The organism is Kutzneria sp. CA-103260 (assembly GCF_018263855.1).
Taxonomy (GTDB): Bacteria; Actinomycetota; Actinomycetes; order Mycobacteriales; family Pseudonocardiaceae; genus Kutzneria.
The window spans coordinates 2364529-2381393 of the sequence record NZ_CP073318.1 but is presented as its reverse complement, the minus strand read 5'-3'; the positions used below and the strand labels follow the sequence as shown (position 1 = coordinate 2381393).

Genomic DNA, 16865 nt, shown 5'->3' with positions numbered 1-16865 from the left:
CCCTGTTGGCGCCGCCGGAAGCGTTGGACGTCACGGTCCAACAGCGCTCGCTGTTGACGGCCAGCACTCGGCTGGCCGCCGAGAACCGGGCCAACACCATCGCCCAGTACGTCGAGATCCACGGCCCGTTGGACGCGCGGGCCCTGGAGGCGGCGGCCCAGCACGTGATCGCGCAGACCGACGCGTTGCGGGTCCGGTTCGTCGAGCGGGACCTCGTCCCCAGGCAGGAGATCCTGCCTCGGCTGCGGTGGCGGCTCCCGGTGGTGGACGTGTCCGGCGCCAGCGATCCCGAAGCCGCCGCAGCGGAGTGGGCGGACGCGGAGCACCGCGCACCCATCCGGCCCGGCGACTCCCCGCTGTTCTCCACCGCGCTGCTCCGGCTCGGCGCGGACCACTTCCGGTGGTACCTGCGGTTCCTGCCGATGGTGATGGACGCCTTCAGCGCGGGTCTGCTGCTGCACCGGGTGGCCGAGGTGTACGCGGCCATCCGCGCCGGCGCGGAACCCGGCCCCAACCCGTTCCGCCCACTCAAGGCACTGCACGAGGAACTGGCGGACTACCGGGCGTCCGGCCAGTACGCCGAGGACCGGGCGTACTGGCGCCGCCGCCTGGCCGACGCGCCGGCGCCGGTGCGCCTCGGGTCCGACCGAGCCGACGCCGAGGCGACGACCGGCATCGGACTGCAACCGCCGGCTCCGCACCGGATCAACGCCATCGCGCAAGCCGCCGGGACGGCTTGGCCGGACCTGATCCTGGCGGTGGTCGCCGCCCATGTCGCTCGTGAGCGGGCCGCCGAGGTCGTGACCCTGACTGTGCCGGTGTCCAACCGGTTGACCCCGCTCGCCCGGAGCGTGCCGACGTACCTGGCCAACCGGTACCTGCTGACCGTGCCGGTGGGGCCCGACACGACGTTCCACCACCTGCTCCGCCGGACAGCCGAGGACAACCGGGCGGATGTGGCGCACCAGCGCCTGCCCTGCGAGCAGGTTCTCGCCGACCTCGGTGATCGGGGCACGCTGTACGGCGGGGGCGATCCGAGCGTGAACATCACGCCGTTCCACACCGAACTCACGCTGCCCGGCTGCACCACGGCGGTGCACCAGCACCGGCGCATGGGCGCCACGGGTTTCGACCTTTTCGCAGCCGGCGCCCCGGACGCGTCCGGACTGCGGATCAGTCTCGTGATGCTGGCCGCCCCTGGGGACCGACATCTCGTGCTGGCACAGGAGGAACGTCTCATGCGGCTGTTGGCGTGGGTCGTCGACCACCCGAACCGGCCCCTGCGTGAAGCAGGGACGCCATGAGCGGCCGGCAGTTGCTGGTGGGACTCGTGGGCGCGGGACGGCAGGGGCGAGTCCTCGCTCGTGCCCTCCGCGAGGTGGCCAGCGTCCAACTGGCCGCGGTGGTGGATCCACGAATCGAATCGGCGTGGCGCATCGCCACCGAGTGGAAGCTGTCGGGTAGCGCGGTTCACCTGTCTGTCTCCGAGTGCGGCTCGTCCGGCGTGCACGCCTGGATCATCGCCACGCCGCCGAGCTCGCACCTGACTAACCTCACCGAGCTGTTGCGGCTGCGGACTCCGCCGAAGGCGGTGCTCTGCGAGAAACCAGCGGCGTGGTCCCTCCATGACGTCGCACGGATGGCCCAGCTGGCCGAGCACGCCGGCGTGCACCTGCAGTTCGGGCTGCACCTGCTGGCCGCCATACCGCCCCCTGTGCTGTCCTGGCTCGACGGCGGCGGCCTCGGCGACCTCGTCGAGGTGTCGGGCGAGTGGCTCCGGGCCGACGGTGATCCCGACTGGGGGCACTTTCGCGACGTCGACTGTCCGGGCTCGGCCTTCGATCTGGGCCCGCACCTGCTCGGGGTGATCTTGCCCGTGCTCGGACAGCGGTCACCGGTCCGTGCCGTCACGACGAAGATGACCTCCTCCCCCACAACGCCGCCGCTCGGCGCCGGGCCGCTCCATCGCGACTCCTCGACCGAGATGGAGCTGTACCAGCTCCGGCCCGGCGGATACGACCTGGCCGGCCGGGTGTCCATCGCGTGGTCCGGCGGATCCGGCACCGGACTCACGATTCGGCTTGGTGGCACCGAAGGCGTCTTCACGATGCGGTTGGACGAAAGAGGCGGTGACGCCGTGGTGCGCGTGCGGCTGGACGGTCGATCGGCGCGGGCCGCTGGGGTGGCCGGAACGTGGGAGACGCCGGTGCGGGACTGCTACCGGCGACAGCTGAAAAACCTTGTGACGGTCGCGGACACAGGTGCGGCGGACTGCGTGCCGCCTGGGGCGCGCGTCGACGCCGCCGTGGCGAGCACGCGACTGATCACCGCTGCCTACCGGTCGGCCAACCAGGGAGGTGAGCTGGTCTCATGGTGAGCACCCCGGCCGAGAACTTGCTTGCGACATCGGCGATTCTCACCGCGGCGAGGCGGTTCGACGTCGTTCGGGAGTCGATCGCGCCGCCGGACCGGGATTCCGTCCTGCTGCGTGTGACGCGAACTGGCGTCTGCTCGGGTGATGTCGACCGGTGGCGGCTCGGTGCACCGCCCCTACCGGTCCGTCTCGGGCACGAAGTCGAGGCGGTGGTGTGCGCCGTCGGAGAGAACGCACCCGTGGACCTCTCGGGCCGGCGCGTGACGGCCTGGGTCCCCGGCGGCGGTTTCGCCCAGTACGTGTCGGCGGAGTCGGCGCACGTCGTCGCCCTGGAACCCGGGGTCGACGGCGTGTTGGTCGAGCCGTTGGCGTGCTGCCTCAACGCATGGTCCTGCCTGCCCGCGGTCACCGGCGAGACGGTCGTGGTCGTCGGGGCCGGGTTCATGGGCGAACTCATGACCCGGCTCCTCGACATGAGCTGGTTCGCACAGGTCCTCCAGGTCGGACGCGGGCTGTCGGAACGCGGATCCGTTGTCGGCGCCCGAGCCGGCACCGTGGACGAGGTGGACGCCCAGGAGGCCGTCAGGCAGCTGACCGGTGGCCGAGGTGCGGACGTGGTCGTCGAACTGACCGGGACCCAGTCCGGCCTCGACCTCGCCGGCCGCCTGGTGCGGCGAGAGGGAGTGCTCGTCATCGGGGGCTATCACCAGGACGGCCGCCGGAGCGTGGACCTCGGGGCGTGGAACTACGAGGCCATCCGCATCGTGAACGCCCACTTCCGCGACACCGGGCGCGTGGTCGCCGCCATGCGCTGGGCCACGAACCTGCTCGCCCGGTCCGCCATCGGCCTCGGCGACCTGTTCACCCACCACATCCACCTGGACGACCTGAACGCGGGATTCGAAAACCTCGACGAGCTACGGGGAAGCTACCGAAAGGGCGTTCTGGTCGTGCCGGACCGCTGACGGCTGCGTCAGTCGTGCGCGGGTTGTCTCCGTTCGTCCGCGGTTGTTTCCGCGGCGATGCGGCTCAGCGGGTAGATCAGTCGCAGCAGCGGGCCGGTCATCACGGTGGTGAGCACGGCCATGACCACCATCAGTGAGTACAGTTCGCCGTCCAGCACACCGAGTTGTAGGCCGACGGTCAGGATGACCAACTCGGTGAGGCCACGCGTGTTCATGAGGGTGGCCAGGGCCGCGGCCTGGCGTGGCGGGATGCGGCAGGAGCGGGCGGTGGCGAAGGTGCCCACGAGCTTCCCGCCGACCGCGGCGACCAGGATCAGGGCGAAAACCGTCAGCATCGAGGCGTCCACATGGGACAGATCGACGCCCAGGCCGGCGACCACGAAGTAGACGGGCAGCAGCAGCGCGCTCGGCAGCTGCTCGACCCTGGCCCGCAGGTCGGCGCGGAACCGTCCGAGCCCGTCCTTCGGCACGAGCAAGCCGAAGAAGAACGCGCCGAAGATGAAGTGCAGGCCCATCCATTCGGTCAGCGCACCCGACACGAGCGCGCCGCCCGCCATCACGACGAGCACCCAGTGGTCGAGCCCGCCGTCACCCTGGCGGGCGACGACCAGACGGCGCACCAGCGGCCGCACGACGGCGACCATCAGCACTGCGTACGGGACCAACAGCAGCAGGTGCCAACCGGTCTGACCGCTGCCGCTGACCAGCATCACCACGACCGCCAGCAACGACCAAGCGAGCAGATCGCCCAGCGCCGCCGCGCTCAGCGCCAGGCCGCCCACACTGGTCCGGCTCATGTGACGGTCGTTGATGATCCTGGCCAGCACGGGAAAGGCGGTGACGGCCATGGCCGCGCCGAGGAACAACACGAAGCCCAACTGCTGGCCGTGGGCGTGCTCGGGAGCAAGGACCACGGCCAGCAGGCAACCCAGGCCGAACGGCAGCACCATCGCGCCGAGTGCGACGGTGACGGCGACCCGCCGCCGCCCGCCCAGTGTCGCCGGCTCGAAGTCCAGGCCGACGACGAACATGAACAACGCCACGCCGACGTCGGCGAGCGCGGTCAACAACGGCCGGACGTCGGCGGGGAACAGCGCGCCGGAGATCGCCCCGTGCACGAACGTCGGCCCGAGGAGGATGCCGGCGAGGATCTCACCGACCACCGCTGGTTGGTCGAATCGCCGGGCCAGCATGCCCAGGGCGCGGGCCAGCAGGGCGATCAGGGCGAGGTCGGCGAACAGGCCGACGATCTGGTGGGAGGACACAGTCACCTGCTCGGGTTCTCGATGTGAGGTGTGCTCGTCGACCCGGCGTCCCGGGGCCGCCGGTCAGCCGCCGGCGACCGCCGGGAGGATCATGATGGTCGCGTTCTCCGTGACCGGCGCCTGTAGGCCGCCGGCGTAGCGGACGTCGTCGTCATCGATGTAGATGTTGACGAAGCGGTTCAGCGCGCCCTCGGTGACCAGGCGACCGGAGATGCCGCGGTACCGCGATTCCAGGTCGTCGATCACCTCGGCGATCGTGTCGCCCGTGGCCTCGACGGTGCGCTGGCCGCCGCTGTAACGGCGCAGGACGGTTGGCACGACGACCTTGACGGACATGGGAGTCTCCTCAGCTCGGACAACAACTGGCGGGTCGGACAACAGCTGGTGGGTCTAGCGCGCGAAGGCGGGCCATGGCCGGAGGTCGCGCTCGGGGAGCCACTGACCGCCGATGTGGGCGTACCTCAGCTGCGGCCCTCGCGCGGACAGCACGTGCAACGCACCCACCAGGCGCTCCACGTCCTCGACCGTGTTCCCCAGGCCGAGGCTGGCGCGGACGGCCCGCTGGTGCGCCGATCCCGCCCGCAGCAGCAGCCGGCCGGTGGCGATGTGCGCGCAGAACGCCCCCTCCCGCACCCCGATCCCGTACTCGGCGGAGAGCGCGGCCGCCAGCAGACCCGGATCCTGGCGTTCGACCGCGAAGCTGACGACCCCGACGCGCGGCGCCCCGAACAGGCTCAGCTCGGCCAGCCCGGGCACCGTGGCCAGCCCGTTTCGCAGCTGTCGCAGCAGTTCGGCCTCATGGGCCCCGATCGCGTCCCGGTGCGCCGTCAGCGCCCGACAGGCTGCCGCCAGCGCGTGCACGCCGACCACGTTGGGCGATCCCGCCTCGTGCCGGTCGGGGACATCCGACCAGGAGATCGTCAGCTCGTGGGGCTGCTGGGTCACCTGGGCGGTGGCGCCGCCACCCACCAGGTACGGCTCGGCGGACCGCAGCCAGTCCGCCGGGCCGATCAGGGCCCCGGCGCCGAACGGCGCGTACACCTTGTGGCCGGACAGCACCACATAGTCGACCTGCCACGCCGTGATGTCGATCGGACGGTGCGGCGCGAGCTGCGCCGCGTCCAGCACGACCCGGGCGCCGTGCCGCCGGGCGACCGCCGCCAGTTCGGCGACCGGCCACAGCTCACCCGTCACGTTGGACGCGCCGGTGAGCACCACCACACGGGGGCCGGCGGGGGCCGCGGCGAGGGCCGTGTCGAGCACCCCGACCGTGTCGTCGACCGACGTCGGGGTCTGTAGCCGGATGGTTCCGGGGTTGCGCCAGGGCAGCATGGCCGCGTGGTGCTCGGTGTCGAACACGACCACCGTCGTGGCTTCCGGCAATGAGTGGGCCAGCAGGTTCAACGCGTCCGTGGTGTTGCGGGTGAACACCACGGACGCCGTGGCCGGGGCGCCGACGAATGCCCGCAGCACCTGCCGGGCCGACTCGTACACGCGGCTGGAGACCTGGGAGGCGAAGCCAGAGCCCCGGTGAACGCTGGCATACCAGGGCAGCAGCTCGTTGACCGCGTCCTGGACCGCGCTCAGGCAGGGGGTGCTGGCGGCGTGGTCCAGGTTCGCGTACCGGATCAGCTCGCCGCTCGCCAGCGGCACGAGCAGGTCGGCGCCGACGACCGGCGGGATCGAGGGGGACGTGCGTGACGGCTGGGTGATCGAGGCGAGTTCCATGTCAGACCAGGCCGCCGTTCGCCCGGATCACCTGGCCGTTGACCCATCGACCCTGGGGGCCTGTGAGGAACGCGATGACGTCCGCGATGTCCATCGGGTGGCCGATCCGTCCGAGCGGCACCTGCTTGGCCAGGGCCTCGATCTCCTCGTTGGACCGGTTGCGCAGGAACAGTTCCGTGGCCGTCGGGCCGGGGGCGACCGAGTTGACGGTGACCTCGCGGCCGGCGAGTTCGCGGGCGAGTTCGCGGGTCAGCGACTCGACCGCGATCTTGCAGGCGTTGTAGAGCGCCTGCCCGGGCACGCCCAGCGCCGCCGCGGAACTGGACAGCGTGACGATGGACCCGCCCGCGCGCACCTGGGTCGCGGCCAGCCGCAGCACGTTGACGGCGCCGCGCAGGTTGACGTCGACGACGCGGGCGAAACTCGCCTCGTCGACGCCGGCCAACGGACCCCGCTTCGCCGCGTGTGCTCCGGGGCAGACCACGACCACGTCGACGCCGCCGAAGTTCTGCTCGGCCGCGTCGAACGTCTCCTCGACCTCCCGCGGATCCGCGACGTCGCCGCGGACCGTGATGGCCCGCGCCCCGGTTTCCTCGATCTCGCCGGCTACTTTCCCCGCGGCCGCCGTGTCCTGGACGAAACCGACGACCACGTCGTGTCCGGCCAGCGCCAGTCGGTGGGCGACCCGGGTGCCGATGCCTCCCGAGCCGCCGAAGACAATCGCCGTCATCCCCGCTCACCGTCCCGGATCTCGGTCAGCGCGGCCCGGCCGTGTTCGGCCCAACGACCGCCGTCGGCGCCGTCGAAGCGCTGCTCGTACGACGTGAGGTACTGAACGCGGTCCGACACCGGATCGTCCGGCCGGTTCAGGAACGGCAGGTCGGAGCCGACCATGTAGCGGATCGCCAGCAGCGGGACCGGGCTGCGCAGCGGCCGGAAGTCCGGGTTGTGCAGGCCGCCCTGGTCGCTGGCGGGATGGAACTTGCCGATCATCAGGCCGGCCGCCACGAAGTCGGCCTTCAGCCGGCGGTGCGTCTCGTCCACCATGGCCGGCGCGTCCTGCTCGCTGACGTCCGGCAGGATGACCAGGATCGCCTTCTCCAGCGACTCCGGGCCGGAGACCGGTTCCATCTCCAGGAAGACCTGGCGGAACCGGGCGATCACGGCGTCCACGTCCTCGTCCGTGCGTCCCGCGGTGTGCACGACGGTCAAGGCGATGCGCTGCAGGCCCATGGCCTTCGGCAGGTACGGGCACACCGACCCGCCGCGGCCGAGTTCCGGGTTGGGCCGCATCAGGAACTCGTGGCACCACCGGTCGACTTGTCGCAGGACGGGCAGATCCACGCCCAGGAGCTCGATGTCCCGGTCCCGGTAGAGCGGCGGCATCGGGTTGGCGGTTGTCATCGCGGGTCACCTCCGTGCGACCACGTCACCGAGAGTTCGCTGATCGAATGGGTCACCATGCTGGGATTCCAGGGCACCTGCCCGGCGGGCAGCGCCAGGGCGAGGTCGGGCAGTCCGCGCACCACCGCGCCGAGCGCCTCCTGGATCTGCACCCGCGCGAGCGGCCCGCCGACGCAGTAGTGCGGGCCCCGGCCGAACGACATGTTGCCGGTGTCCGGCCGGTGGATGTCGAAGGTCTCCGGGTCGTGGAACCTGGTGGCGTCGTGGTTCGCCGACGAGATCAGCGGCATGACCCCCTCGCCGGCCCGGATCACGCCGGAGGGCAGCGGCACGTCTTCCAGCGCGAAGCGCAGGAAGCCGACGTCCGCCGGGAAGTCGTAGCGCAGGATCTCCTCGACGGCGCCGGGCAGCAGCTCCGGCTCGGCCACCAGCGCCCGGTACTGCCCGGGATGCCGCAACAGCGTGAACATCCCGCGCCCGATGGTGGTCATGGTCGTCTCGTAACCGGCCAGCAGCAGGGAACGGACGGTGTCGCACAGCTCGTCCTCGGTGAGCCGGTCGTTGTCGACACTCGCGCCGATCATGGCGTCGAGCAGGTCGTCATGTGGTTCACGCCGGTGCTCGGCGATGAGTTCGCGCAGGTAGGCGAAGAACTCGTCCTTGCCCTTGGCCCGCGCGTCGGCCAGGTCGTCGCCGATGCTCATGGCCAGCGACGACCACTCGCGGAACTGGTCGAGGTCGCCGCCGGCCACGCCCAGGATCTCGGCGATGACGCGGATCGGCAGCGGCTCCGCGACCGCCGCGACGAGGTCGCCGGGCGGGCCGGCGACCCGCATCCCGGCCACCAGTTCGTCGGCGAGTTGGCGGATCCGCGGCCGCCACGACTCGATGGCGCGGGGCGTGAACGCGCGGCTGAGGATGCCGCGCACCCGGCTGTGCCGCGGCGGATCCATGTTGATCAGGGTGTCGTGGTCGTCGGACATGTCGGCGCCGGACTGCAGCCGGGGACAGCCCGGCTTGCTCAGGTCCCGGCTGAACCGGGGGTCGGCCAACACCGCCGCCACGTCGTCGTGGCGAACGGCGAGGCGGACGACGTCCCCGCTGGGCAGCGTGACGGAGCCGAGCGGATCGTGCTTGCGCCGGTGCGCGCAACTACGCGGCACCCGGCCGAACTCCTCGTCGGGAAAGGGAAAGCGCTCATGGACGGACGTCATCACGCACCTCCTCACTCGAACGTGAGCAGCGGAACGTCCCACAGGTCCGCGTCGACCGGGCGGCGCATCTGCGGCGAGTCCACCTCGACGACCAGCATCTCGGTCAGGTACTGGACCTTCGCGTTGATCAGGTGGCTGGAGAACGCCGCCGCGGCCAGCTGCTTGAGGCCCACGGTGACGTGCACGTGCGGCACGATGTCCTGCCGCTCCGGGTCCCAGGAGAAGGTGCCGCAGCCCATGGCCTCGACCTTCTCCAGGTACACCGGCAGCCGCACCGGGGCCTCCGGGTCCTCGACGCGGGCGCAGGTGCCGGCGATCTCCGTCTCGTGGAACGCGGCCAGGAACATCGGCAGGTAGCCCTGCCGCACCTCGTTCTCCCGGCAGAACCGGGACAGCGTGGCGAAGAAGTCCTCGCCGTGGTCGAAGTTCACGCCGAAGTGCCGGCCTGTCTTCAGTTCGTGGGTACGCATGCGGAAGTCCTCTCAGGACAGTCGGGTCAGCGGCCCCGGCGTGAACCGCCGGTGCACGTACAGCAGCGGGGCGCCGTCGACCTGCTCGACGTGGCGGACCTCGCCGAACACCACGGCCTTGTCCCCCACGGTCAGCAGGCCGCTCACCTGGCACTCGGCGACCGCGAACGCGTCCTCGTCGAGCCGGGGCATGCCGGAGGCCGAGGTGCGCCAGGACACCTGGCGGAACCGGTCGGCCACGGCGGAGGAGAACACCTCCGCGGCGTGTCGCGCCCCGTCGTGCAACAGGTTGACCGCGAAGCCGCCCTGGGCCGAGACGGCCTCCAGCGTGCTGCTGCCGACGCGCAGGCAGACCAGCAGCGTCGGCGGCCGCAGCGTCACGCTGGTGACCGACGAGCAGGTCATGCCGCGCGGCGTGCCGTCCGGGTGCATGCCCGTCACGACGGCGACGCCGGTCGGAAAGGCGCTCATCAGATCGCGGAAGCGCTGCTCCCGTGGGTCGGTCGTCATGACACGCGGTGCAGCCGCCGCAGGAACTCCTGGTGTGTCGGCAGGGCGTCGATCGCCTCCTGCTGCTTGCGCCGGACCTCGGCGAACAGCTGCCCCGCCATGGCGACGGACTCGGGCTTGTAGTTGAGCACCGGCAGCTTGGTGCGCGGCAGCACGCCGAGGCCGGCGAGGATGCAGTAGTAGCTGCCGTTGGTCCAGAAGTTGCGGAACTCGGCCTCGAAGTTGCCGTAGTAGCTGTTCTCGTCGGTGATCGGCGGGTTCACCGCCAGGCCGGCGCGGTAGGTCTCGACCTTCTCGCGGATGCCCTCGGCCAGCGTCAGCTCCTTGTTCGCCCGCCAGAACGGCGTGTCCGTGCGGGGCGAGAAGTAGTAGTGCGCCTGCAGGAAGTCCCGCGTGTCGTCGAACATCTCCTCGATCTCGCGGTTGAACCGGTCCACCAGCACCGAGTCGAAGTTGCGGTCGGGGAAGTGCTTGGCAAGCATGTGGATCGCCGCGTAGATGAAGTAGATGCCGCTGGACTCCAGCGGTTCCACGAAGCAGGACGCCAGCCCGATGCTCACGCAGTTGCGCACCCAGGCGCGGCGGTTGCGGCCGACCCGGAAGCGGATGTTGTTGAAGGTGGTCTGCTCCGGGTCGAGTCCCCACAGCCGGCTGAAGTCCAGCGTGGCCTGGTCCCGGTCGGTGAAGGTGCTGGAGAAGACGTAGCCGCTGCCGAAGCGGCCGAGCATCGGGATCTTCCAGGTCCAGCCGGCGGGCATGGCGATCGACGAGGTGTAGGGCTCCACACCGTCGCGTTCGTCGTCGTGCGGCACGGCCGTGGCCACCGCGCTGTCGCACAGCAGGTGGTCGCTCATGTCGACGAACGGCTCGCCCATCGCCTGGTTGATGAGCAGCCCGCGGAAGCCGGAGCAGTCGACGAAGAGGTCGCCCTCCAGCAGCCGCCCGGATTTCGTCCGCAGTGCGGTGATGAAACCGCGGTCGTCGGTGAGCACCTCGGTCATCTCGTCCTCGACGTGCTCGACGCCCTGCTTGCCGACGGCGAACCTGCGCAGGAAGTCGGCGACCAGCTGGGCGTCGAAGTGCCACGCGTAGTTGGCCTGCTTGGTGTCGTCCAGCAGCCGCGGCGCCCGCTTGGCGTCCATCATCGCGGGCTCGACGAAGCACGAGTAGTCGAACGGCTCGGTCGTCTCGCCCTCGAGTGTGCTGGCCGCCCAGTAGTGCGACAGCGGGATGTTGTCGGCCTCGCGCAGCAGGCCGAACGGGTGGTGGAAGACGTCGGGCCGGCCGTCGACGGTGCGCGGCCGCGGCGAGCCCGACCCCGGCGTGCGCCAGTTGATGAACTTGACCGCCATCTTGAAGCTGGCGTTGCACTCGCGCATCCACTCCTCCTCGGCGATGCCGAGGTAGTCGAAGAACGCGCGCTGCAGGTTCGGCACGGTGGCCTCGCCGACGCCGATCCGCGGAATGCCGGGCGCTTCGAGCACGACGATCCGGACCGTCCGCTGCAGCGCCTTGCCGAGGTACGAGGCGGTCATCCAGCCGGCGGTTCCGCCGCCCAGGATGACCACGGTCTTGATCCGGGTGTCCATTCGTTCTCCTTGCTCGACAGGTGTTCGGGGGACGCGTCAGGACGTGAGCAGCCCACGGGCGCCCAGGTCCGCGACAACCGCCTCGGTGAGGCCGGCGGCGCGGGCCGCGGCCGGCGACAGGGAGACGGGGATGCTCTGCTCGAACCGGAAGACGTCCTCGGGGTCGTACCGCCGCTTGACCTCCATCAGCCGGGGCAGGCTCGCGCCGTAGTAGGCGTGCAGCCAGTCGGTGAGATCGCGGTCGGGGCTGTTGACGTACGCGCCGCCGGTCATGAACGGCCGCAGCTCGTCGCGGATCCCGGCCAGCCAGCCGAGTTGCTCGGCGTCGTGCTCGGCGCCGTGCCAGTGGCCCAGGTATTCCACGCAGAACAGCGCGTCGCGGTGCGCGAAGGCGGACCGCTTCGCCAGGTCGGCGCCGAGGACGGCGCCGCCGAGCCCGTAGAAGCTGGTCTTCACGCCGTCCGGCGCGGCGCGGTGGTGGCGCTCCAGGATCTTCAGCGCCTCGGCGTCCAGCGGACCGGCGGCCAGCGCGGGCACGAACTTGGCCCGGATCGACGGCACCCGCTGGCTGAACTGGCCGACGCTGTTGATGTAGGCGGTTTCCCGGACCGTGTGCTCCGCGGGCGGGCACTGCTCGAACAGCGGGCGGGCGAGCGACTCCCACTCGGCGCTCGTGCCCTCGAACAGCACGGCCATGCGGCCGCCGCCGGTGCCCGGGGAGAAGAGCGAGAACCGCGCGTTCACGCGTTGGTCGACCTCGACGGCCCAGTGCTGCCAGCGGTCGAGCGCGGTGATGGCGTTGTCGAAGTTCCAGGCGGCCGTCACCAACGTGACGTCCCCGATCGGCCGGGTGTGGAAGGTGTAGGACGTGGCCACGCCGAAATTGCCGCCGCCACCGCCGCGGCAGGCCCACATCAGGTCGGGGTGGGTGTCGTCGTTGACCTCCAGCACCTCGCCGTCGGCGTCGACCATGGTCAGGCCGACCAGGCTGTCCACGAGCATGCCCCGCGAGCGCACCAGCATTCCGACGCCACCGCCGAGCACGTGGCCGCCGATGCGGATGTCCGGGCACACCCCGGCCGGGATGGTCACCCCGGCCGCCCACAGTCCGGAGTAGACGTCGCCGAGCAGGGTGCCGGCGGCGACCGTGCCCCGGGTGCGGTCGTCGTCGACGGTCACCCCGGTCAGTCGGGACAGGTCGATCACGTAGCCGTCGTCGAGCACGCTGAAGCCCTCGACGTTGTGGCCACCGGAGCGGATCCGGAAGGGCACCCCGTCGTCGCGGGCGGCCCGCACCGCGCCGGCGACCTCGGCGACGTCCGCCGGGTAGAGCACCGCCAGCGGCCGGCAGTCGAACCGCTCGTTCCAGATTCGTCGAGCCTGGTCGTAGCCGGGGTCGGCGGCCGTGACGGTCGCGGCTACGCGCTGGGAACGCGACATGAGAAGTTCCTTCGCCAGGTCAGAAGAAGCGCATGTTCAGCTCGGCGAGCGGGGACGGCTCGTCCCCCGGCGCCCGGTAGGCGCCGTAGGTGTGGGCGATGCCGCCGCAGCGGCTCTCCAGGTAGCAGATGATGTTGAGCGGCCAGCCCGCGCTGCGGAACAGGTACTCGTCCATCCGGCTGGGCCGTTCGCTGAGGTTCTGCACGCCCCGCTCGTGCCGCGGGCCGATCCGGTGCCAGTCCGGGTGCAGGTGGATCGAGCCGAGCAGTTCCAGGCCCTCGTCCTCGAACTGGCGGGCCACCCGCAGCAGATCCTGGGCGTCACACCAGAATCCGCGCCGGCCGTCGTCGTACTGGGGGCCGAACTGAGGGACGATCGTCTCCTTGAACTCCTCCAGCGGCACCGGATCGACGGCCCGCACGTTGCCGGCGAAGGCCAACCGCCGCAGTTCCATCGCGTCGCCGTCGACGACGACGCCGCCGAGCAGCCCGAAACTGTTGGGGCGGTGCAGGGTGTCGGTGCCGACCGATTCGCGGCCCATGCGGTATTCCTTGTGCGCGTCCTCGAGGTAGTCGTCGAAGAAGGTGCTGTCCGCGAGCACCACGTCGAGGTCGTTGAGCACAACCACGCCGTCGGCCATGAGTCCTCCTCGTCAGTTGCTGGGTTGCTGTCCGGGGTGTCCGTCAGCGGAGCTTCTCCGCCAGGTCGAGGAAGCGGTCGTTCTCGTCGGCGAGGCCGACGGTCACCCGGACCCCCTCGCCCGGGAACGGCCGGGTCACCACGCCACCGGCCAGGCACTGGTCGGCGAAGCCCGCGCTGTCCGGGCCGAGCGGCAGCCACACGAAGTTCGCCTGCGACGACGGCACGTCGTAGCCGAGTTCGCGCAGGCGGGAGGTCATCCGGTCGCGCTCGGCCACCGTGCGGCGGGCCCGGCGGGTGACCTCGACGACCTCGCCCAGCGCGGCGACGGCGGCCTCCTGCGCGATCGTCGCGACGCTGAACGGTGTCTGCGTCTTGCGGACCTGCCGGATCACCTCGGGTGCGCCGAGGCAGTAGCCGACGCGAAGGCCGGCCAGGGCGTAGGCCTTGGAGAAGGTGCGCAGCACCACGACATTGGGCCGCTCACCGAACAGGTCGACGGCGTCCGGGACCAGCGCCGGGTCGGCGTACTCGCGGTAGGCCTCGTCGACGACCACCAGGACGTCGTCGGGAACCGCCGCCACGAACCGCCGCAGATCGTCCGCCCCGACCGCGGTTCCGGTCGGGTTGTTGGGATTGCAGACGAAGACCAGTCGGGTTCGCGGGGTCACCGCGGCGAGCATGGCGTCCAGATCGAGCGTGTCCCGGCGCAGCGGGACCCGGACGGCCGTGCCGCCGGCGACCGCGGTGAGCAACGGGTACGCCTCGAACGAGCGCCAGCCGAAGATCACCTCGTCGCCCGGCCCGACCACGGCGTGCAGCAGCTGGCCGCACACCTCGGTGGAGCCGGCGCCGACCGCGATCCGGTCCGCGGCGACACCGTGGTGCGCCGCGAGCGCGTCGACGAGCGCGCCGCAGGTCATGTCGGGGTAGCGGAACGCGGCCGCCGTCGTGCCGGCCAGCCGGGCGGCGACGGCCGGCAGCAGCCCGTACGGGCACTCGTTGCTGGCGAGCAGGGCGGCGCCGGGGATCTTGCGGCCCGCCACGTAGGAAGGGAGGCCGATCAGGGACGGCCGGATACGCGGAACCATCGGCGTGCTCCTCCGGATGGTCGATACGGTTCAGAGGTCGATCCGGAGCCCGTTCTGGGCCAGCCAGAAGTTGAGGTCGATCACCATCTCGACGTTGATCCGGGTGATCGTGGTCGAGCTCTCCCCCACCGGGCCGGCCAGCAGCGCGCGCACCGCCGAGGCATCCAGCAGTGGCCGCACCGGCGCGTCCGGATCGGCCATGATCTCGGCCAGCGCGGCGCGCAATGCCCTGGCGTAAGCCGGATCCTGCGTGGCCGGGTAGGGGCTCTTGGTGCGGGCGAGCACCCCCGGGGGCAGGAGGTCCCTGGTGGCGGCCCGCAACACGCTCTTCTCGCGCCCGTCGAACGTCTTGATCCACCAGGGCGTGTTGAACATGTACTCGACCAGCCGGTGGTCGCAGAACGGCACCCGCACCTCCAGCCCGTGCGCCATGCTCAGCCGGTCCTTGCGGTCGAGCAGCATGGTCACGAACCGGGTCAGGTGCAGGTAGGAGACTTCCCGCATGCGGCGCTCGTGCGGCTGCTCGTGCGGCAGCCGCGGCACCTCGCGCAGCGCCTCGGCGTAGCGGTCCCGCTCGTAGGCGACGACGTCGAGTTGCTTGCGCAGCGCGGGGTCGAACAGATCGTCCGGGCGCTGCTCCCGCATCATCACGTGCAGCCAGGGAAAGGTCGGGGCGTTGACGGCCGCCGGCAGGTGGAACCAGGCGTAGCCGCCGAAGACCTCGTCGGCCGCCTCACCGGACAGGGCCACCGTCGAGTGCCCCTGGATCGCCTGGAACAGCAGGTGCAGCGAGGTGTTCATGTCGCCACTGAACTGCGGGTACTCCCAGGCCCGCACGACCTCGGCGCGCACCTTGGGATCGCTGATGCCGGCGACGTCCAGCGGCAGGTCGGTGTGGTCGCTGCCCAGGTGCGCCGCCGCCTCGGCGACGTACGGCGCGTCTGCCGACTCGCGCATCCCGTCCGGCTGGAACGTGCCGGCGAGATCGGTGAAGTCCACCGCGAAGGACCGGATCGGCTGATGCCGGCCGGCCAGCGCGGTGATGGCCGTGGAGTCGAGACCACCGGACAGCAGCGTGCACAGCGGAACGTCGGACACCAGCTGCCGCGCCACGATGTCCTCGAGCAGACCGCGCACCGTGCGCACGGTCGTGGCCACGTCGTCGGTGTGCTCACGGGCCTCCAGCTGCCAGTACCGGCGCAGGCGGGCGCCGGTCCGCCCGACCCGCAGCACATGCCCGGGCGGCAGTTCCCGCATGCCCTGGTAGAGCGAGATTCCCGGAGTCTGCGCGATGGTCAGGATCTCGCGCAGGCCGTCCGCGCCGACCGCGCGGTCCACCAGCGGATTGGCCAGGATCGCCTTCGGTTCGGACCCGAAGATCACGCCGCCGTCCGGGAGCGGGTAGTAGAACAGCGGCTTGATTCCCATCCGGTCGCGGACGAGCACGAGCTCCTTGGTCCGGACGTCCCACACGGCGAAGGCGAACATGCCGTTCAGCCGCTCGGCGACGCCGTCGCCCCACTCGAGATATCCCCGCAGCACGACCTCGGTGTCGCTCGACGTGGTGAACCGCTGTCCGCGGGACTCCAGTTCCGAACGCAGCTCGCGGAAGTTGTAGACCTCGCCGCTGTAGGTGAGCACCGCGGCGCCCTCGGCCCGCATGGGCTGACGGCCGCCGGCGATGTCGATGACCGCCAGTCGCCGATGGCACAGCACCGCCTCCGGCGAGGACCAGACTCCCGCGTCGTCGGGGCCGCGCAACGTCATGGTCGCGGACATCGCCGACACGGTCTCCCGTTCGTCGAGCAGGTTCCTGCTGAAGTCCACCCAGCCGGCAATACCACACATGTGTATCCCCCAGTGTGAGTGAAATGGTCGGACCGGCGGCGGGAACCACCAAGGAAAACAATTCGACCGCCCGGTCGCGGCTTCGGTGACAAGTCAAACAGGGGCGAAGTCGCATGGTCAAGGCAAACAACTACCGATCGACGCGCCCCAAATACGGAGATATCAGGGAATGGACTACGTAGATGGCGATCCGAATCTCCGTAGCCCGCCGTCCCACCTGCGTGACCGTAGCGACCGAGGCGACCAACGGGCGATTCCCGCTACGCCCGTCCGGCGGCGATTGTCGAACTCGTCGAAACTCCGTCCAGAGACGGCTCAGCCACGTATC

16 protein-coding genes are annotated in these 16865 nt (G+C 70.8%); 3 read left to right on the top strand and 13 right to left on the bottom strand.

What is annotated here, in order from left to right; genetic code table 11:
* Window positions 1-5 precede the first annotated feature (5 nt).
* From JJ691_RS10370 to JJ691_RS10360, 3 genes are read left to right on the top strand one after another with little or no spacing between them, the layout of a single operon-like run.
* Window positions 6-1304 (top strand): condensation domain-containing protein, encoded by a 1299-nt coding sequence (locus JJ691_RS10370; RefSeq protein WP_211768564.1) that lies wholly within the window; start codon window positions 6-8, stop codon window positions 1302-1304.
* The gene (locus JJ691_RS10365) at window positions 1301-2377 is read left to right on the top strand and encodes a Gfo/Idh/MocA family protein (RefSeq protein WP_211768563.1); all 1077 of its coding nucleotides are present in this window, start codon (window positions 1301-1303) and stop codon (window positions 2375-2377) included. Before JJ691_RS10370 ends, JJ691_RS10365 begins: the two co-directional genes overlap by 4 nt.
* On the top strand, window positions 2371-3339 hold the full coding sequence (locus tag JJ691_RS10360; protein ID WP_211768562.1) for a zinc-binding dehydrogenase: 969 nt from the start codon (window positions 2371-2373) through the stop codon (window positions 3337-3339). The genes JJ691_RS10365 and JJ691_RS10360 overlap by 7 nt, the downstream gene beginning before the upstream one ends.
* Window positions 3340-3347: 8 nt before the next feature.
* On the opposite strand, the gene JJ691_RS10355 is transcribed toward JJ691_RS10360, so the two are convergent.
* The 13 genes from JJ691_RS10355 to asnB all read right to left on the bottom strand — a co-directional run bounded on the left by JJ691_RS10355 (window position 3348) and on the right by asnB (window position 16537).
* Complete coding sequence (locus tag JJ691_RS10355; protein ID WP_211768561.1) at window positions 3348-4604, bottom strand: cation:proton antiporter domain-containing protein; 1257 nt, start codon at window positions 4602-4604, stop codon at window positions 3348-3350.
* A 63-nt stretch (window positions 4605-4667) separates the two neighbouring features.
* Window positions 4668-4940, bottom strand: a complete 273-nt coding sequence (locus tag JJ691_RS10350; protein ID WP_211768560.1) for a MoaD/ThiS family protein — start codon at window positions 4938-4940, stop codon at window positions 4668-4670.
* 54 nt (window positions 4941-4994) lie between these two features.
* Window positions 4995-6332 carry an aminotransferase class V-fold PLP-dependent enzyme gene (locus tag JJ691_RS10345; RefSeq protein ID WP_211768559.1) on the bottom strand — a complete coding sequence of 446 codons (1338 nt, stop codon included), beginning with the start codon at window positions 6330-6332 and terminating at the stop codon, window positions 4995-4997.
* Window position 6333: 1 nt separating this feature from the next.
* On the bottom strand, window positions 6334-7062 hold the full coding sequence (locus JJ691_RS10340; protein ID WP_211768558.1) for an SDR family oxidoreductase: 729 nt from the start codon (window positions 7060-7062) through the stop codon (window positions 6334-6336).
* On the bottom strand, window positions 7059-7736 hold the full coding sequence (locus JJ691_RS10335) for a DUF6875 domain-containing protein (protein WP_211768557.1): 678 nt from the start codon (window positions 7734-7736) through the stop codon (window positions 7059-7061). Before JJ691_RS10335 ends, JJ691_RS10340 begins: the two co-directional genes overlap by 4 nt.
* Window positions 7733-8950: a cytochrome P450 gene (locus tag JJ691_RS10330; RefSeq protein WP_211768556.1), complete on the bottom strand. Its 1218-nt coding sequence runs from the start codon at window positions 8948-8950 to the stop codon at window positions 7733-7735. The genes JJ691_RS10335 and JJ691_RS10330 overlap by 4 nt, the downstream gene beginning before the upstream one ends.
* A gap of 11 nt (window positions 8951-8961) precedes the next feature.
* Window positions 8962-9420, bottom strand: coding sequence for a PPC domain-containing DNA-binding protein (locus JJ691_RS10325; protein ID WP_211768555.1), 459 nt, complete (start codon window positions 9418-9420; stop codon window positions 8962-8964).
* 12 nt (window positions 9421-9432) lie between these two features.
* A complete protein-coding gene (locus JJ691_RS10320) occupies window positions 9433-9930 on the bottom strand; it encodes a flavin reductase family protein (RefSeq protein ID WP_211768554.1) in 498 nt (165 codons plus the stop codon).
* Entirely contained in the window at window positions 9927-11519 is a 1593-nt protein-coding gene (locus tag JJ691_RS10315; RefSeq protein ID WP_211768553.1) for a tryptophan halogenase family protein, read from the bottom strand. Before JJ691_RS10315 ends, JJ691_RS10320 begins: the two co-directional genes overlap by 4 nt.
* Before the next feature lie 36 nt (window positions 11520-11555).
* Complete coding sequence (locus JJ691_RS10310) at window positions 11556-12959, bottom strand: FAD-binding oxidoreductase (RefSeq protein WP_211768552.1); 1404 nt, start codon at window positions 12957-12959, stop codon at window positions 11556-11558.
* Window positions 12960-12978: 19 nt separating this feature from the next.
* A complete protein-coding gene (locus JJ691_RS10305) occupies window positions 12979-13599 on the bottom strand; it encodes a hypothetical protein (RefSeq protein WP_211768551.1) in 621 nt (206 codons plus the stop codon).
* Between the two features lie 43 nt (window positions 13600-13642).
* Complete coding sequence (gene hisC, locus JJ691_RS10300; RefSeq protein ID WP_211768550.1) at window positions 13643-14689, bottom strand: histidinol-phosphate transaminase; 1047 nt, start codon at window positions 14687-14689, stop codon at window positions 13643-13645.
* A 30-nt stretch (window positions 14690-14719) separates the two neighbouring features.
* On the bottom strand, window positions 14720-16537 hold the full coding sequence (asnB, locus tag JJ691_RS10295; protein WP_211768549.1) for an asparagine synthase (glutamine-hydrolyzing): 1818 nt from the start codon (window positions 16535-16537) through the stop codon (window positions 14720-14722).
* Window positions 16538-16865: the final 328 nt, after the last annotated feature.